At 59.7% G+C, this 17,657-nt stretch carries 15 protein-coding genes; 10 read left to right on the forward strand and 5 right to left on the reverse strand.

From position 1 onward, the window contains the following. Window positions 1-48: 48 nt before the first annotated feature. From E4P00_RS12795 to E4P00_RS12810, 4 genes are all read left to right on the forward strand, one after another. Entirely contained in the window at window positions 49-597 is a 549-nt protein-coding gene (locus E4P00_RS12795; protein WP_078822364.1) for a cytochrome b, read from the forward strand. 277 nt (window positions 598-874) lie between these two features. Further along, complete coding sequence (locus E4P00_RS12800; RefSeq protein ID WP_078822366.1) at window positions 875-1,393, forward strand: cysteine hydrolase family protein; 519 nt, start codon at window positions 875-877, stop codon at window positions 1,391-1,393. Window positions 1,394-1,793: 400 nt separating this feature from the next. Then, a complete protein-coding gene (locus tag E4P00_RS12805; protein ID WP_248131657.1) occupies window positions 1,794-2,819 on the forward strand; it encodes a hypothetical protein in 1,026 nt (341 codons plus the stop codon). 116 nt (window positions 2,820-2,935) lie between these two features. Continuing rightward, window positions 2,936-4,369 (forward strand): glycosyltransferase family 39 protein, encoded by a 1,434-nt coding sequence (locus tag E4P00_RS12810; protein WP_248131659.1) that lies wholly within the window; start codon window positions 2,936-2,938, stop codon window positions 4,367-4,369. A gap of 15 nt (window positions 4,370-4,384) precedes the next feature. On the opposite strand, the gene E4P00_RS12815 is transcribed toward E4P00_RS12810, so the two are convergent. Continuing rightward, on the reverse strand, window positions 4,385-4,873 hold the full coding sequence (locus E4P00_RS12815; protein WP_005791582.1) for a TIGR00645 family protein: 489 nt from the start codon (window positions 4,871-4,873) through the stop codon (window positions 4,385-4,387). A gap of 162 nt (window positions 4,874-5,035) precedes the next feature. On the opposite strand from E4P00_RS12815, the gene E4P00_RS12820 reads away from it, so the two are divergent. Continuing rightward, a complete protein-coding gene (locus E4P00_RS12820) occupies window positions 5,036-6,859 on the forward strand; it encodes a hypothetical protein (RefSeq protein ID WP_248131661.1) in 1,824 nt (607 codons plus the stop codon). Window positions 6,860-6,865: 6 nt separating this feature from the next. Here E4P00_RS12820 and E4P00_RS12825 read toward each other — a convergent pair whose 3' ends face one another. Both E4P00_RS12825 and E4P00_RS12830 read right to left on the reverse strand, forming a co-directional pair. Then, window positions 6,866-7,183: a hypothetical protein gene (locus tag E4P00_RS12825; protein ID WP_005791586.1), complete on the reverse strand. Its 318-nt coding sequence runs from the start codon at window positions 7,181-7,183 to the stop codon at window positions 6,866-6,868. A gap of 299 nt (window positions 7,184-7,482) precedes the next feature. Further along, complete coding sequence (locus E4P00_RS12830; protein ID WP_032879413.1) at window positions 7,483-9,921, reverse strand: ATP-binding protein; 2,439 nt, start codon at window positions 9,919-9,921, stop codon at window positions 7,483-7,485. Between the two features lie 265 nt (window positions 9,922-10,186). Here E4P00_RS12830 and E4P00_RS12835 point away from each other — a divergent pair, with 265 nt between their 5' ends. From E4P00_RS12835 to E4P00_RS12855, 5 genes are all read left to right on the forward strand, one after another. Next, window positions 10,187-10,675 carry a DUF3015 domain-containing protein gene (locus tag E4P00_RS12835; protein ID WP_003194274.1) on the forward strand — a complete coding sequence of 163 codons (489 nt, stop codon included), beginning with the start codon at window positions 10,187-10,189 and terminating at the stop codon, window positions 10,673-10,675. A gap of 92 nt (window positions 10,676-10,767) precedes the next feature. Next, a complete protein-coding gene (locus E4P00_RS12840) occupies window positions 10,768-12,621 on the forward strand; it encodes a DUF4105 domain-containing protein (protein WP_216092126.1) in 1,854 nt (617 codons plus the stop codon). Window positions 12,622-12,790: 169 nt separating this feature from the next. Beyond that, complete coding sequence (locus tag E4P00_RS12845; protein ID WP_032879411.1) at window positions 12,791-13,096, forward strand: chorismate mutase; 306 nt, start codon at window positions 12,791-12,793, stop codon at window positions 13,094-13,096. A gap of 92 nt (window positions 13,097-13,188) precedes the next feature. Next, window positions 13,189-13,545 (forward strand): hypothetical protein, encoded by a 357-nt coding sequence (locus E4P00_RS12850; RefSeq protein WP_032879410.1) that lies wholly within the window; start codon window positions 13,189-13,191, stop codon window positions 13,543-13,545. Window positions 13,546-13,615: 70 nt separating this feature from the next. Then, complete coding sequence (locus E4P00_RS12855) at window positions 13,616-14,113, forward strand: GreA/GreB family elongation factor (protein ID WP_248131663.1); 498 nt, start codon at window positions 13,616-13,618, stop codon at window positions 14,111-14,113. On the opposite strand, the gene gdhA is transcribed toward E4P00_RS12855, so the two are convergent. Both gdhA and ettA read right to left on the reverse strand, forming a co-directional pair. Beyond that, window positions 14,110-15,447: an NADP-specific glutamate dehydrogenase gene (gene gdhA / locus E4P00_RS12860; protein ID WP_032879406.1), complete on the reverse strand. Its 1,338-nt coding sequence runs from the start codon at window positions 15,445-15,447 to the stop codon at window positions 14,110-14,112. The genes E4P00_RS12855 and gdhA overlap by 4 nt on opposite strands. Before the next feature lie 348 nt (window positions 15,448-15,795). Further along, window positions 15,796-17,460, reverse strand: coding sequence for an energy-dependent translational throttle protein EttA (ettA, locus tag E4P00_RS12865; protein ID WP_005791601.1), 1,665 nt, complete (start codon window positions 17,458-17,460; stop codon window positions 15,796-15,798). Between the last annotated feature and the right edge of the window lie 197 nt (window positions 17,461-17,657).

The following is a 17,657-nucleotide window of genomic DNA, read 5'->3' on the forward strand; positions in this document are numbered from 1 at the left end:
AAGGCAACCGGATCGACCGTCCATCACAATAATCAAGAGGCGCTTTTTATGACCCGCGACACCGTCGTCACCCGATATGGAAAGCTTTCAATAACCCTGCACTGGCTGATGCTGGCGCTGTTCATCGGCGTTTATGCCTGTGTCGAAATCAAGGGTTATCTGCCCAAAGGCAGCGAAGCGCGGGGTTTGCTCATGGGGTTTCACGGCTTGTTTGGTACAAGCATTTTCGCCCTGGTCTGGGTTCGTCTGCTCGGGCGCCTGAGCCCACGGCCACCGATCACCCCAAAACCACCGGCCTGGCAGACCGCTCTCGCGCATCTGACACACCTTGCGCTCTACGGGCTGATGATCGCCACGCCTATTCTCGCCTGGCTGATGCTCGCCGCTGGCGACAAACCGTTCCCGTACTTCGGCTTTCACGTGCCGGCACCGGTAGCCGTCGACCCGGACTTCGCCAAACAGCTCAAGTACTGGCATGAGCTGATCGGCACTACGGGGTATTGGTTGATTGGTTTGCATGCGGCAGCGGGGCTGTTCCATCACTATTGGATGAAGGACAACACGCTGGAAAGGATGTTGATTGAGCGAAAGTCATGACGAACCGCCGCGAGGTGCCTGATCGTACACGGCTGGCCTATTCAGATTACCCCGGTGCCCCGCCCAGGTTTCTGCCTTGTCAGCCCGCGGCGATATTGCTAGTGTCGATGCATGACTACCTCTTGCCTCACCTCGACAACCACCACCACGACCGCTTCAAGCGGAGCGTGCGAGGTTTCGTGAGCCACTAGCAAACGAATTTCAAAGGCCCGCCAGCGATGGACAGGGCCTTTTTTATGCCCTTGTGTCGCTGGTTCACACGCAAGGAGATGCACCCATGTACGCCCTGTTGATACTGGATATCCAAGTCGGACTCATCCACGGCCCGGAAAAACCCTGGCGCTGCGACGAGCTGTTGGAAACGCTCAACACCCTGATGGGCAAGGCCCGTAGCGCAGGCGCGCCGATTTTTCTCGCTCGCCACATCGGCCCCGCTGGCTCGCCAATCGAACCAGGCAGCCCGCTTACACTGGTTGCAGAGGAGCTGAAGTTGCTGGGTGGAGAAGTGGTGTTCGAAAAGCGCCGGCCTAGCGCTTTTGCAATGACTGACCTGGCGGACAATCTGCGCTCCAGCGGCGCCACCGGCGTGGTAGTCACTGGGATGAAAACGCAATACTGCGTCGACAGCACCTGCCGTGCCGCGCGTGATCTTGGCTTCGATGCGGTGCTTATCGCAGACGGTCATACCTGTTCTGATACGCCCTTGATGAAAGCCGAGGCCATCGTGGCTCATCACAATGCCACGCTCAACGGGCCGTTCTGCCAGTTGGTTCAGGCTGAGGACTGGAGCTTTTAACAGAGCCTGACGACGGGGAGGTCAACAGGGCCGGGCTTCGGAACTTTCCTGCAAGATGCCGCGCTGTCGGTGAACTGGCGCACCCCAACCAACAAGCCTAGCCTTCCCCTGTCGCTGCAAAATCAGCGACCGGGTTTAGCAGCTCGGTTGATATCAAGGCCTGCAAAGCCACCATCCGTTCGAGCGATGCTTTCAGCATCCGCTGGTTCGTATCATGGCGGCTGTGCGTGGGGCACTTTCGGGTGCGCCGGGTTCCTTGATTCCTGGTCTGCTAACCCGCGCACGGTCGCCACCCTATAAAAAGGGCGAGAAGCCTCAACGCCCACCTCGCCCGCTGGAATCCCCTAGCACTTCCCATTACCCTGACGGCCTTTATCAGACAATCGGAAGTCAGATACCCGTGCTCAAGCCTTTCGCCGTCATCGCCCTCGCCTTCATCCCTTCATTCGCCACCGCTGCCGAGCTGGATGGGGTCTGGCAAGGCACCTTGGGCAAGTCCGCTATCACCGTCTGTTTCAACGGCGCCGACGGGGAGCATGGCAGTTATTACTACCAGCGCATCCGTACACCGATTCAACTGACCCAGGCCAACGACAACGCCCCTTGGGTGGAGGAAGGCAACACCGGTTTCTGGGCCCTGCAAAAACCTCAGGCCGATACCCTTTCGGGTGCCTGGAGCAAAATCGATGGCGGTACGCCGCTGCCACTGGCCCTGCGTCGCATCGGCACGGACGGCTGCGGCAGCGATGCCTATAACGCGCCCATGGAAGCCGCGCCGCTGCCGATCAAGACTGAGAAGAAGACTTTCCACAACCATCCCTACTTGCTCAAGACCCAAGGCCCCCGCGTCACGCTCAAGCTGGAGGGTGACAGCCCGGCGGTGCAGAAGATCAACCAGCAACTCGCCGCTCTGGCCGTCAATGACGAAGATCTAACCGACTATTTTTATGAGCGGCGTGAATACCTGGGTCGAAACGGCTCGGTCTATACCAGTGAGATCGAGGTTGAGCCCGCCTATTGGTCATCGCAATTTCTCACCGTGCGGTTCTACCGCTGGGCCGCAGGCCAGGGCGCCATGGGCATCAGTTGGGGCCTGCACTCCTGGAACCTGCAAACCGGGGAGAGTGTGGACCCATGGACCTGGCTCGGCGGCCATCAGCAATGGCATGACGCCTATTCCGGCCATTTGAAGCTGCCGGCCGCCTTCAGCACTTGGCTGGCCAAGCAAACCACTACCGACGAGGGTTGCCCGGCGATCACCGATTACTCCAACTTTCACCTCAGCTTCAACACCCAGGGCCTGCAACTCTCGACACCGGCCAATGGTGACGGTTGCGACAACGACTTGGCCTTCACCTGGGAGCAGTTGGAGCCGGTGCTGACCGAACAAGGCAAAGCGGCAGTGCCCAGCTTGAAAATGCCCTGACGCGCCCGAGAAAAACCCCGCAGCCGTTCACCAAAGGTTAAGAATCGCGCTCGTATACTCCCTGACTACCCATGACCGGTCGCCCGATCGGTCTCATGCCCCGGTAGCCAGATTCCATGACGCGTCCCGCTCCCCTGCTGCTCCTGCTTGCTGGTCTGTTGTTCTTCTTCGCCCTTGGCAACCACGAGCTGCAAGGTTCCACCGAAGCCCGGGTGTCCGGGATCGCCATGGCGATGCACTTGGACAATGACTGGGTGGTGCCGCGCCTGTTTCGCGAACCCTTCCTGGAAAAACCGCCCCTGAGTCTGTGGCTGGATGCCGGTGCGATTCGCGTGTTCGGCGCCAGCACCGGGGCGGTGCGTCTGGCGTCGGCGTTTGCCGGGTTGTTCAGCGTGATGCTGTTGTACGGGATGCTGCGTCGCTTCGGGCGGCCGCAGACGCTGGCGTTCAGTGCCGCACTGATTCTGGCGACCATGGCCAGTTACTGGGGCAATGTGCGAGGTGTGGGTGAGGATTCGTTGCTCAGCCTCGGTGTGACCGCGGCATTGTTGGGGTTTTACCAGGCTGTGCGGCCCGAGCGCGACAGCTCCAGTGTGTGGGCGTGGGCGTTGTTTACCGCTGGCATGGTCATCGCCACCCTGAGCAAGGGTGTGTTGGGCCTGGCGCTGCCGGGGATCGTGATCTTTGTGTACCTGCTCAGTACCAGTCTGATGGATAAACGCCTGCGCATCGGCGACTGGCTCAAGCCGGCACTGTTCACGCTGCTGGCCTTGGTGCCGCTGTTGATCTGGCTGGGGTTTCTGTTTCAGCGCGGTGGGATGCAGGCGGTGGGCGAGGTGTTGTGGACCAATAGCGTCGGGCGCTTCAGCGGTTCGTTCGTCGAAGCCGGGCATTACGAACCGTTCTACTATTACCTCGCGAAACTGCCCGAGGCCTTCCTGCCCTGGAATATCCTGGTGTACCTGGGCTTGTGGCATTTCCGCAAAAGCCTGGTGCGCAACCGCTACCGCCTGTTTTTCAGCGTGTGGCTGGTGGCGCAGTTCACCCTGCTGACCCTGGCTTCCAGCAAACGCACGGTGTATTTGATGGCGCTGACGCCAGCCGCGGCGGTGTTGGCCGCCGAATATGCGCGGGTGCTGTTGGAGTGGGCCAAAGACCACAGGCCGGCGCTGTACCGCTACCACCGGCAGATCATCGGCGGGGTTTTCACCCTGGCCATCGCCTGCTACCTGAGCGCAGCGTTCTGGTTTGCACCAAAAGCCGATGTGCGCCAATCATTCGTGCCGGTGATCAGCCAGGTCCAGACCCTGCAAGACGAAGGCCGAACGGTGGCGATGTTTCAGCCCAACGAGCGGATCGCCGGCGCCAGCGTGTTCTACCTGCAAGCCTACCTGCCGATCCTCAAGACCGAACCCGAGTTGCGCGCCTTCCTCACCGCCAAGCCCGGCAACGTTGCGCTGACGGACCACACCGACCGACTGAAAGAGCCGGTCACGGTGATCAAGCAAATGGCGATCAACCGCCAGCCTTACTACTTCGTCGAGCAGTAAGGCCGGCGCGGGGCATCAGTGCTTGGTGAGCTTGTCCAGGTAGCCCATGGCAAACGCCGAGACCACGAAGGTCATGTGGATGATCACGTACCACATCAGGTGTTGCGGATCGACGTTCTTGGCGTCCATGAAGATGCGCAGCAGGTGGATGGAGGAAATCGCCACGATGGAGGCCGCCACTTTCATCTTCAGCGACGAAGAGTCCATGGTGCCCAGCCAGTTGAGCTTTTCCTTGTTTTCATCGATATCCAGTTGCGAGACGAAGTTCTCGTAGCCGGAAATCATCACCATCACCAGCAAGCCGCCAACCAGGGCCATGTCGATCAACGACAGCAGCAACAGGATCACTTCCGCTTCCAACATGGTGAAGATGTTGGGAATCACGTGAATGATTTCCTGGAAGAACTTCAGCGCCAGGATCAGCAAGCCCAGGGACAGCCCCAGATAGATCGGCGCCAGCAGCCAACGCGAGGCGTACATCGTATTTTCGATAAAGCGTTCCATTGAATCTCACACAGCTTGGCTAAAAATGGCGCCGAGTATACCAGCCGCCACCCGGCCCCTGTCACCGCGAGAAAACTGACCCAAGTGGCATCTGTAAGAGAATTTTTCTGCTAGTGTCGAGGCCATTAACTCGGCTCGATGATGTCGGACAGGAAAACTCAGATGATGGATGTGCGATCCCCTTTGGCCACTCTCGGCCTGTGTGCGGCGTTGCTGATGGCCAGCGGCTGCTCCCCCAAAGAAGAGCAGAAGCAGGCGACCCTCGAAGAGAAAACCGCGAAGTTCGAACAGTCCCTGGACACCATCCAGGACCCCAAGCTGCGCGATGCCATCGCGGATCTGGGCGGCTCGCTGCTGTTGCTGGAGCGTGCGCGCCTCAAGCTCGCCACCAAGCCCATCGAGGCCGAGTACGGCGAAGACACCCTGGCCTTGCTCAAGCACTACCCCACGCCCCAGGCACTGGTGGATACCTATATCAATGGCCTGTTCGTGCTGCGCAAAAGCTCTCATTCGGACTATCTGACGGATTTACAACCGGTCTTCCCGTTCAATTTCAACGCCCCTGACCAGTTCCCCTTCCCCCATGGCCTGGAATGGCAGTCGGTGACACTGAGCAACAACAAAGTCATTCCCTTCCAGCCGGAATGGTCGGAAACCGACCCGGGCATCCAATTGAGCCCCAGCAGCTCCAACCTCACCAACCCCGATGACCTGACGGTGACCTACCCGTTTATCGAAGGCATCGAGACGGAAAACAAAAGCCAGCCGCAGCCCGTCAGCCTCAAGGGCGCGGTTGAAGTGATCACACCGGGCAAGGTGCTGACCTTCGACCTGAGCAAAAAGGACGTGGGCCATAAACGCACCGAGGGCAACATCACCCTCAACCTGCTGACGCTGGAAAAGAACTACGCCGAGATCGAGCTGACCAACAGCGCCCCCCTGGCCGCAGACGTGGGCGACGAATCACCGAACCCTTTGCTGGTGCAAGCGCGGGACACTACCGGGCAATTTCTGACCCGTTCGGGCTCGATCAACGAGAGTGCCGCGCAAGTGGCGTTCTACGAGAAGCAACTGGCTGAAATGCACAAGCAAAAAGCCTGGTCCGACGCCTTCGAGAAACAGCTCACCGATGAGCAAAAAGCCTTCGAACACAAACAAACCAGCCATTACGCCAAGGTGTATTTCAACGGGCTGATCGACAACCTGCAGGTCAATGTCCTGGATTTCTCCCAGGCCACGGTTACCCACAGAGACCTGGATCTGCCGGTATTACGCTTCGACAGGAACAGCCTGCAAACCACGGTGCAGGCCCTGCCGATGCCGGTCACGGTGTATGACGACGACGCCGCCAGCTGGCTCAAAGATGCCTCGATGACCGAGGACCAACTCAAAAGCAGCGTGACCATCAGCCAATCGACCGACGACGCCAGCGCCGCGAAAATCGTGTTTGACCACCCTTTCACCTTCAACGACGACCTGGTCGGCGCCGAGCGTAACAACAGTGATGCGCCTATCACCTTCTTCACCGCCGACGACAAGGGCGAGCGCGGCGAGCCCATCGAGCTGCCGACCGAGGCTTTCGAGCTGAACGCAGTAAACGGCACACTGACTTACGACCTTAATCTGTTCCCGGAGACCCCGGCGTTTGTGGTGGGCTCGGTGCCGCTGTTCCTGGCAACTATCGAGAAAGCCGTGATTGATGTCGCCAAGCTGCCCAAGGGCCTGTCGCTGAAGGACAACGCGCTGATCGTCGATCAAAAGGACTTCCCCTCCGACAGCTGGCGCTTCTACGCCAAGGACGCCAGCGGCAATTACCTCAAGGAAATCCTCAATGTCAGCCACCGCGCCGAGGAGTACGGCACCGCGCTGTTCGACGTGCATTACTTCTACGGCCAGCCGACTACGCTGGAGAGTTACCAGCGCACCGACCTGAACACCGTGCAGTACGGCTTCGAGGTCAAGCTGGACAAACCAGAGAGCAAATAGCCGGCGCTAAAGGGCCAACTGCTCCTGGCCGCCATTGAGTTGGCGCAGATGGGCTTGCAGGTGCAGGCACCAGATCTGCGGCTCGTCCATTTGCTCGTAGCCATGCAAGGTCAGGCTATCAACGATGGTGCCCAGCATTCTTTCGGCCACGAAGGGACCATGGAACGGGCCCTGGGATTTGATGGTGGAAGGCTGCTCGCCCGACATCCCGGCGGCAAACAATAGCGTCCACATGCCGTTATCCCCGGCGAGGGGGCGAATGGAGCATTCGATACGGGTGACCAGGCCCAAGCACTGGCGGGTAAGGCAAAGGTTGCGCGACATGGCGGCGCCCCTCGGTAGATCGGTGTTCAGCCCCAGCGCAGGGCGAGGCTGTTTCTATCCTGCGACTCCTGTGGATATCCCTGACTCTGAGAATAGAAGAAAAACACCACAAACCAAGGTTGTAGGGACCAACGGGCGTCGGTCCCCGAGAATGGAGTCAATTTTGTGGCATAAACAATTCTAAATGTGGGAGGGGGCTTGCTCCCGATTGCGGTGTGCCAGTCTAAGTAATTTTGACTGACCCACTGCTATCGGGAGCAAGCCCCCTCCCACATTTGATTCCCATTGAGCTTCAGGGATCAGCTTGGCTTGGCTTCTGCCAACGCCTGCTGCGCCAGCTCTTTCTCCGCCTCCTTCAGATCTTCCTCGCTGATCATCTCGGCAATCGCGCGCAAACGCTCCACCACCCGCGCATTCACGGTGCCTTCCGGAAATTGCCCCTCGGCGTCCGGCTCACCGGCATCCTCGCCCACCAACAGGCTCAGCGCCTCATCGGCCTGGCGTACCGCATAGATGTGGAATTGCCCGGCGCGCACGGCCTGCAGCACCTTCTCGTCGAGCATCAACGTCGCGACGTTGGCCTGAGGGATGATCGCACCCTGCTCACCGGTCAGCCCGCGTGCTTCGCAAAGGCGGAAGAAACCTTCGATCTTCTCGTTGACCCCGCCCACCGCCTGCACTTCACCAAACTGGTTGATCGAGCCGGTGATGGCAAAGCACTGCTTGAGTGGCGTCTTCGACAAGGCCGAAATCAAGGTGCATGCCTCGCCCAGGGACGCACTGTCGCCGTCCACATAACCGTAGGACTGCTCCAGGGCGATACTCGCGGAGATCGCCAGCGGGAATTCCTGAGCATAACGGCTGCCCAGGTAACCGGTGAGGATCATGACGCCCTTGGAGTGAATCGGCTGGCCGAGGTTGACTTCACGCTCGATGTCGACAATACCGCTGCCCCCCGGGTACACCGTGGCGGAAATCCGCGCCGGTACGCCGAATGCCGAGTCGCCGACCTCCAGCACCGTCAACCCGTTGCACTTGCCCACAGCGGCGCCGGCGGTGTCGATCAGGATGACGCCGGCGAGCATGTCGTCGAGAATCCGCGCCGACACGCGACCGGTGCGTGTGGCTTTGGCCTTGAGGGCGCGCTCGATATGCCCGGCATCGGTCATTTCGTCGCCGGCCAGGTGGCGAATGAAGTCCGCCTCGCTGACCAACTGGAACAGGTCGCCAATACGCGCCGACAAGCGGCCCTGATGTTCGGCCAGGCGTGCGCTGTAAGTCGCCAGGCGCGCGACCGCATCCGAGGTCAGCGGCGCCATGCCTTCTTCCGAAGTACGAGTTTTGAGCAACTGGGCGAACTGCTCCAGGCTCTCGTCGACCATCGGGATGTCTTCGTCGAAGTCCACCAGTACGCGGAACATCTCCTGGAAGTCCGGGTCGGCGTCTTGCAGCGCGTAATACAACTGGCGCGAGCCGATGATGATCACCTTGACCTGCAACGGGATCATTTGCGGGTTGAGGGTCACGGTGGCCAGGCGGCCCAGTTCGCCCAGGGGCGACTCCATCTTCAGCTTGCGAGATTGCAGGGAACGCTTGAGCGCATCCCATACAAACGGCTCGCTGAGCATTTTTTCGGCTTCCAGAATCAAAAACCCGCCATTGGCGCGGTGCAAGGCGCCCGGACGCAACTGACGATAGGTGGTGTAAAGCGCGCCCTGGTCGGTGCTGTATTCGATACGGCCGAACAGGTTGTCGTAGGTCGGGTGGGGTTCAAACACCACTGGCGCACCACCGTTGACCGGGTGACCCACCACCAGGCTCGGGCAGTACTGCTCTTCAAGCAGCTTGCGCGCCTGGGCGTCGGTCTTGGCGTCGTCCACCAGTTGCTCGACCACGGTTTTAAGCAGGTACACCTGCATCGCTTGCAGGTAGCCGCAAACGCCGGCGTTTTCTGCATACTTTTCCGACAACGGTGCCAGCAACGGCTGCAGGGCCAGGGTGATGGTTTCTTCGTTGAACTGGCGCAGCTGGTTGTTGGACTCGCGCTTCCACTGCGGCAGGCTGGCCAACTCTTCGTTGAGGCGCTCTTCCAGCTCGGAAATATCGTTATGGAAACGCTCGCGATCGGCTTCCGGCAATTGCGAAAACTCGGCTTCGTCCAGCGCCTTGCCGTCGAGCATCGGCGTAAAGGCGATGTTGGAGCTGTCGCGGTACAGCGCCACGTCTTTTTCCAGCGCCAGGCGTTCGATCACATCCAGCGCCTTGTCGTAGCGCTGATTGAAGGCCCGGTCGATGGCGCTTTTGCGCTGTTGATAAGTGGGGTGTTCAAACACTGCCGGAAAGGTGGCTACGAGGTTGTCGACCAACCCGTTGATATCGGCGATAAACGCCGCGGCGCCGCCCCCTGGCAATTCCAGGGCGCGGGGCTCGCGTGGCTCATCGAAATTATTCACATAGACCCAGTCCGCCGGGGTCTGCAGGCGTTTGCCTTCGGCTTTGAGGTAGCGTTTGACGAACGAAAAGCGGCCGGTGCCGGGCTCGCCCATCACAAACACGTTGTAACCGGGGCGTGGCATGGCCACGCCGAACTGCAAGGCTTCAACCGCACGTTCCTGGCCAAGCACACCGCGAAAGGGCTCCAAATCATTGGTGGTCGAGAAGCTGAACTGTTCAGCGGAGAAAGGGCGAGTCAGCGCTTCGGGCGCTAGACGCAAGCTGGCAGCAACAGGATCAGGCATCGGGCTTCCTTACATCAGGCGGGGCAGATGGGGGCATTCTGGCTCCGGGTTGAGCGCTCTGGCAAGGCGCGCTTTCGGGAAAGCATAGCCACCGCACGCGTCCTACAAAAAAATCGCCCGAGACTGAATGTTTATAAAAAAACACGGAACCCTAGGAACGTGCCTAAACTCCAAACTGCGCGGGTTGGACTAATAACTGGCCCCTAGGGTGCTGAGAAGCACCTGAACCCTTGTCCATTGGTTTGCACACAAAGAGAACAAAGCTATGAAACGGATCCTTCTTGGTACTCTCTTCACCGTCGTCTCCCTCAATGCAATGGCAGAAGCACCAGGTGGCCCGAACTGCGGTTGGGGCAACATGTTGTTCGAAGGCCAGCGCGGTACTCCGGCTCACTTCCTCGCTTCCACCACCAACGGCACCTCGGGTAACGCCACCTTCGGCATGACCTCGGGCACCAATGGTTGCAGCACCAACAGCGCCCTGACCTACGGCGGCAAGTCCTGGATTGCCATGAATGGCATGATGAACGAGCTGTCCGAAGACATGGCCAAAGGCAACGGCGAAGCACTGACCACCTATGCCGTGGTACTGGGTGTTGCCCCGGAAGACCGCGATCACTTCGCGGCCGTGACCCACGAGCACTTCCAGCAGATCTTCAGCAAGGCTGACGTGACCGCTGACGACGTGCACAACAACACCATTGCTGTACTGAAAAGCGATGCCCGTCTGGCGAAATACGCAACCCAGGCTTAAGCTCGACCTGCCCGCGCCTTTCGAGGCGCGGGTTTTATTTTTTCGACCCGCCCACCTTGGGTCTTTTTTTCCGTCCGACTTAAGTAGCCCCCATGCTCAAACGCCTCGCTTGCCTGGCTCTCTTCGCCTGCGCCCCGCTGCATGCGGCACCGCACCTCGACGATCAACGTTTGCAGCAACTGGCCAATGATCCGTTCTGGCTGTCGCTGGGGCATTACGAAGCCGGCAAGATCAGTGGCTGGCGCAGCTATGTCAGCGACAAGAAATTCTTCCTCGCCGCCGACGGCGCCCATCACCCGGACGCCGAACTCAAGGCCACCGTGCAAGCGCTGTATGCACCGGCCAGCCTGGGTGAGAAGCACGCCCAGTGTGTGTACCCCGCACGTACCCGCTGGCTCAAGGATCAGTTGCACCTGACTGACCTGCCCGCCCTGGACTGCAAAGAATTCACCCAATGGTTCAAGGACGTCGCCCCCCATAGCGCGGTGATGATCTTCCCCGCGGCCTATCTCAACAGCCCGTCGTCGATGTTCGGCCACACCCTGCTGCGCATCGACCAGGCCGACGTGCAAAGCAACAACACTGCGCTGCTCAGCTATGCCATCAACTTCGGTGCCTATATCGAAGGCTCCGACAACAGCATTCTGTATGCCTGGAAGGGCCTGATGGGCGGCTACCCCGGCCTGTTCGCCCTGGTGCCCTATCAGGAGAAACTCTCCGAATACCGCAGCCTGGAAAACCGCGACCTGTGGGAATACCGCCTGAACCTAACCGAGGTCGAGACCAAGCGCATGGTCGAGCACGTGTGGGAGCTCAAGCAGATCCAGTTCGACTATTTCTTCTTCGACGAAAACTGCTCCTATCGCCTGCTGGAACTGCTGCAAGTGGCCCGCCCCGGCCTGCGCCTGACCGAGCAATTCCCGCTCACCGCGATCCCTACCGACACGGTCAAGGCCGTCAAGGAAGCGGGCTTGGTGGAGAAGATCGACTATCGGCCCTCCCGTGAACGCGAGTTGCTCGAACGCGCTAAACCTTTGGATAGTGATGAGCAGCAATGGGTACTGAAAATCAGCGACGATCAGAAGCAACTGCAAGAGCCGGCCTTCAAGGCTCTGGCGCGTGATCGCCAGGCACTGATTGTGGATGCCGCCTATCGCCTTGGCCGCTACCGCGCCAACGGCCTGGAGCGTGACACCGCACGCTCCCAACGTAGCTTCGAACTGCTGCGCGCGATCAACCAGAACCCTGCGCCAGACCTCAAGATCACGCCGCCTGGTTTGCCGGAAAACGGCCACCAGTCACGCACCTGGCAAGCCGGCATCGGCACCCGTGGCGACAAAGCCTTTGGTGAATATGGCCTGCGCATGGCCTATCACGACCTTAACGACAACGCCGAAGGCTTCCCCCTCGGCGCCCAAATCGAAATCCTGCAAATGAAACTGCGCCAGTACGAAGGCAATCACTGGCAGTTGCAGCAACTGGACCTGGCCACCATCCGCTCGCTGACGCCGCGTAACGCGCTGCTGCAACCCTGGTCATGGCAAGTGACTGGCGGCCTGGAACGGGTACCGGGCAAGCACGACGACGAAACCCTGGTCGCCCACGTCAACGGCGGCGCCGGCGGCACCTGGCAACTGAGCGACGACACGCTCGGCTTCGCCCTTGGCACCGTGCGCGTGGAACACAACAACGATTTCAGCGAAGCCATCTCGCCCGCCGCCGGCTTCAACACCGGCGTGCTGTGGAAAAACCCACTGGGCAACCTGAGCCTGGAAGCCAAGGGGGATTTCTTTACCAATGGTGAAGTGCGGCGCAGCATCAGCCTCAACCAGCAGTGGGAACTGTCGCGCAACCTGGGCCTGCGCCTGAGTGCGCAGCGTGAATACAGCCACTTATCCACGCCCGTGAATGAAGTGATGCTTGAAGTGAAGTGGTACCACTACTGACATAGGCCTGGCGAAGATCAAAATGTGGGAGGGGGCTTGCTCCCGATGGCAGAGTGTCAGTCACCGAATACGAGGCTGAAACAACGCTATCGCGGGCAAGCCCGCTCCCACACTTGACCGCATGCTTTCAAAACCATCGCGTTGCCTGTCCAATAGGAGCTCTATCAACATGGCCGTTAATTGCACCACCCTCGAAGAAGTCCGCGAAAACATCGACCACCTTGACCAACAAATCGTCACCCTGCTCGCCGAGCGAGGCCACTACGTATCTCAAGCAGCGCGCTTCAAAAAAGATTCGGATAGCGTCAAGGCGCCGCAACGAGTTGAACAGGTGATCGCCAAGGTGCGGGGGTTGTCCGAGGTAGTAGGCGCTAACCCAGAGGTAACTGAGCAGGTGTATCGCGCGATGATTGCGGCGTTTATCCAGCAGGAGTTGGCTGAACATGCCGCTCTGACGGTCAACGAGGCCTTTTAACCCAACACATTTCTCACCGCCCTTTCACACCGCCCCCACAAATCACTGACTAGACTCCCCTTATCAGCCGTGAATCGGCCAGGGAGTACGCCATGTGGCGGTATGCGGTAATGCTGTGTGCAATGGTGTGTTTGTCAGGCTGCCAATCCACTCACCAAGAGTTGCTGGCCAAGGGTTATCCACCCGCCTTTGCCGATGGCTTTGACGACGGTTGCAGCAGCGGTCGCCAGGCCGCTGGGGTGATTACCGGGGAGTTTCGCAAGAACGTTCCACGCTATTTGAAAGACCGGCAATACGCCGAAGGCTGGGAAGACGGGTTTCGCCAGTGCAAAGCCATGCGTGAGAACGAAGAACTGCGCGACTACCAGGAAAACCGCAACAACGACCGCGAGCGCGAGTGGCAGCAGGAAAAAGACCGCGATGCGGCCAAGGCGTATCGCTCGCAATAGGTCGTTTGCAGACATCCATCGAAACTAAAGCACGGCAAACATGGCCCAAATGCCATAGAGGGAGAACACCATGAGCCGAGCTTTTGTAAATGAAGACAACGCCGCCGCCCAGGCCGACCAGCCGGTGGAGCGTCAGGTCAGCGAACAGCCCAACCGCCTGACCGCGCAAGGGTTGGCGCAGTTGCAAGCCAAGGTGGCGCAATTGCAGCTTGAGTACAGCGCCGAGTCCGCCAAAGGTGAGCAGGCCGATAAGCAGCGCCAGGCGGATCTTGAGCGGGACCTGCGTTACTTCAACCAGCGGGTGCAAAGCGCTCAGGTGGTCGCGCCGGCGACAGCCACCGACAAGGTGCAGATCGGCAGCTGGGTCACATTCGCCAATGAGCAGGACGAGCAACAGCGCATTCAATTGGTAGGTGAGGATCAAGCCGACGCCAACGCCGGTTTGATCAACTGGGGCTCGCCTCTGGGCCGCGCCTTGTTGGGGGCCCAGGTGGGCGACGAGGTGCTGTGGCAGCGTCCCGTCGGCGATCAGTTGATCGAAGTGCTGCGCATCGAACCCGAGGCCTAGACGATACCCTGGGCCAGCATCGCGTCAGCCACTTTCACGAAGCCTGCGATGTTGGCGCCCTTGACGTAGTTGACCCGGCCGTTTTCCTCACCGTAATGCACGCAGGCATGGTGAATCGACTGCATGATGTTGTGCAGTTTGCTGTCCACTTCCCCGGCGGTCCACAGCAGGCGCATGGCGTTCTGCGACATTTCCAGGCCGCTCACTGCCACACCGCCGGCGTTGGACGCCTTGCCAGGCGCAAACAGGATGCCCGCGTCGATGAAGATATCCACAGCCTCCAGGGTGGTCGGCATGTTGGCGCCTTCGGCCACGCAGATGCAGCCGTTGCGCAACAGCGTGCGTGCGGCTTGGGCGTCGAGTTCGTTCTGGGTGGCGCATGGCAGCGCGATATCGCACGCCAGCTCCCAAGGGGTTTGGCCTTTGCGGAATTCCAGGCCGAAACGTTCAGCCAGTTCACTGATACGCCCGCGCTGTACATTTTTCAGCTCCAGCAGGGCCGACCATTGTTCTTCGGTCAAACCACTTTCGGCGTACAGGGTGCCTTCGGAGTCCGACAGGGAAACCACCTTGCCGCCCAGGTCCATGACCTTGCGCGCCGCGTATTGCGCCACGTTGCCGGAGCCGGACACCGCCACCCGCTTGCCTTCGACCCGCTGACCTTGGCGCTTGAGCATTTCCTCGGCGAAATACACACAGCCGAAACCGGTGGCTTCCGGACGAATCAGGCTGCCGCCATAAGTCATGCCTTTGCCGGTCAGCACTGAAGTGAATTGATTGCTCAGGCGCTTGTACTGGCCGAACAGAAAGCCGATTTCCCGTGCGCCCACACCGATATCTCCGGCCGGCACGTCGACGTCCGCACCGATGTGGCGGTACAGCTCGCTCATGAACGCCTGGCAGAAGCGCATCACTTCGGCATCGCTCTTGCCCTTGGGGTCGAAGTCCGAGCCGCCTTTGCCGCCGCCCATGGGCAGCGAGGTCAGGGAGTTTTTGAAGGTCTGCTCGAAGGCGAGGAACTTCAGCACGCCCAGGTTGACCGAAGGGTGAAAGCGCAAGCCACCTTTGTACGGGCCGATGGCGCTGTTCATCTGGATACGGAAACCGCGGTTTACCTGAACCTTGCCGTGATCATCCACCCACGACACCCGGAAGGTGATGGCGCGTTCCGGTTCGCAAATGCGCTCCAGAATGCCCGAGGTCAGGTAGTGGGGGTTGGCTTCAAGAAAGGGCCACAGGCTGCGCAGGACTTCTTCTACAGCCTGGTGGAATTCCGGCTGGTCGGGGTCGCGTTTCTTGAGGCGGGCCAGGAAGGATTCGACGGATTCGATCATGAAAAGTCTCGGCAAATTGATTGTTGTTAAACAGAGAATGAGCCGGACTTTATCAATTCATTTCGCACCGTGACAGGGCAAAATGTCGCTTTTGTGAATTTAAATGGTGCATTGGATATAAATAATCAGGATTTTTGCCCTCTAACAGGGATTTCAACGCGAGATATGCACCAATAGTTAAACCGCTATCGCAGGCAAGCCAGCTCCCACATTGGACCGTGTCGTAGCAGAGGTACTCGATCTAATGTGGGAGCTGACTTGCCTGCGATGAAGTCGCCTCGGTCCACCTGAACAGCGCCAAAAAAAAAACGGAGCCCGAAGGCTCCGCTTTTTTCAAACCAGCCCGAATCAGGCCAGTTTTTTGTGACGCACACGGTGCGGCTGGGCAGCTGCTTCGCCCAAGCGCTTTTTACGGTCTGCTTCGTACTCGGTGTAGTTACCTTCGAAGAACACCGCCTGGGAGTCATCTTCGTACGCCAGGATGTGGGTCGCGACGCGGTCAAGGAACCACCGATCGTGAGAGATCACAATGGCGGCGCCCGGGAAGTCCAGCAGGGCTTCTTCCAGGGAACGCAGGGTTTCAACGTCGAGGTCGTTGGACGGTTCGTCGAGCAGCAACACGTTGCCGCCCTCTTTCAAGGTCAGGGCCAGGTGCAAGCGACCACGCTCACCACCGGACAGGTCCTTGACGAACTTCTGCTGATCGCCGCCCTTGAAGTTGAAACGGCCGACATAGGTGCGCGACGGGATTTCATAGTTGCCGATACGGATCTGGTCGGAGCCGTCGGAGATCTGCTGGAATACAGTCTTGCTGCCGTCGAGGTCGTCGCGGCTCTGGTCTACACAGGCCAGTTGCACGGTGTCGCCGATCTCGATGCTGCCGGAGTCCGGCGTTTCCTTGCCCATCAACATGCGGAACAGCGTGGACTTACCCGCACCGTTACCACCAATGACGCCGACGATCGCGCCTTTTGGCATGGAGAACGACAGGTTGTCGATCAGCACGCGGTCGCCATAGCCCTTGGATACGTTCTTGAACTCGATGACCTTGTCACCCAGGCGCGGACCGGCCGGGATGTAGATCTCGTTGGTTTCGCTGCGCTTCTGGAATTCCTGCGACTGCATTTCTTCAAAGCGTTGCAGACGGGCCTTGGATTTGGACTGGCGGGCCTTGGCGCCTTTGCGCACCCACTCCAGCTCTTCCTTCATGGCTTTTTCGTGGGCCGATTGCTGCTTGGATTCGGCGGCCAGACGGTCGGACTTGGCTTCCAGCCAACCGGAGTAGTTGCCCTCGTAAGGGATACCGGCGCCGCGGTCGAGCTCGAGGATCCAGCCGGCAACGTTGTCCAGGAAGTACCGGTCGTGCGTGATTGCAACCACGGTGCCCGGGAAATCGTGCAGGAAGTGCTCCAGCCAGGCGACGGAATCGGCGTCCAGGTGGTTGGTCGGTTCGTCGAGCAGCAGCATATCGGGAGCCGACAGCAGCAGGCGGCACAGGGCCACACGACGTTTTTCACCACCAGACAGGTGCTCGACCTTGGCGTCCCACGCCGGCAGGCGCAGCGCATCGGCGGCGACTTCCAGTTGGCGCTCCAGGTTGTGACCGTCGCCAGCCTGCAGGATGGCTTCGAGCTTGGCCTGCTCGGCGGCCAGCTTGTCGAAGTCGGCATCCGGTTCGGCGTAGGCGGCATACACCTCGTCGAGGCGCGCCTGGGCGTCCTTGATCACGCTGACGGCCTCTTCAACCACTTCGCGCACGGTCTTGGTCGGATCCAGGATCGGCTCTTGCGGCAGGTAACCGATATTCAGGTCCGGCATCGGGCGGGCTTCGCCTTCGAACTCGGTATCGACGCCGGCCATGATTTTCAGCAGCGTGGACTTACCCGAGCCGTTGAGGCCGAGCACGCCGATCTTGGCGCCTGGGAAGAAGGACAACGAAATGTTTTTCAGGATTTCCCGCTTCGGCGGAACAACTTTTCCCAGCCGATGCATGGTGAAGACGTATTGAGCCATGGTGAACCTAGCGTCAGTGACTGATGAATTAAGCGGACGAAGCCCGTGCCAGGCCATGCGCCGCGCGGGCCTTTGACTATCATCAATGCCTGCGTGGGGAAAAAGCCTGAATGTCTGGGGCTGGAACGCCCCCGCGTAACCGGCAAAGCTACCTGAATGCGCTGGGGCAGTCCAGCCAGGGAGGACTGGCACTTTGC

The organism is Pseudomonas sp. B329 (assembly GCF_023127835.1).
In the GTDB taxonomy this organism is placed as follows: domain Bacteria; phylum Pseudomonadota; class Gammaproteobacteria; order Pseudomonadales; family Pseudomonadaceae; genus Aquipseudomonas; species Aquipseudomonas synxantha_A.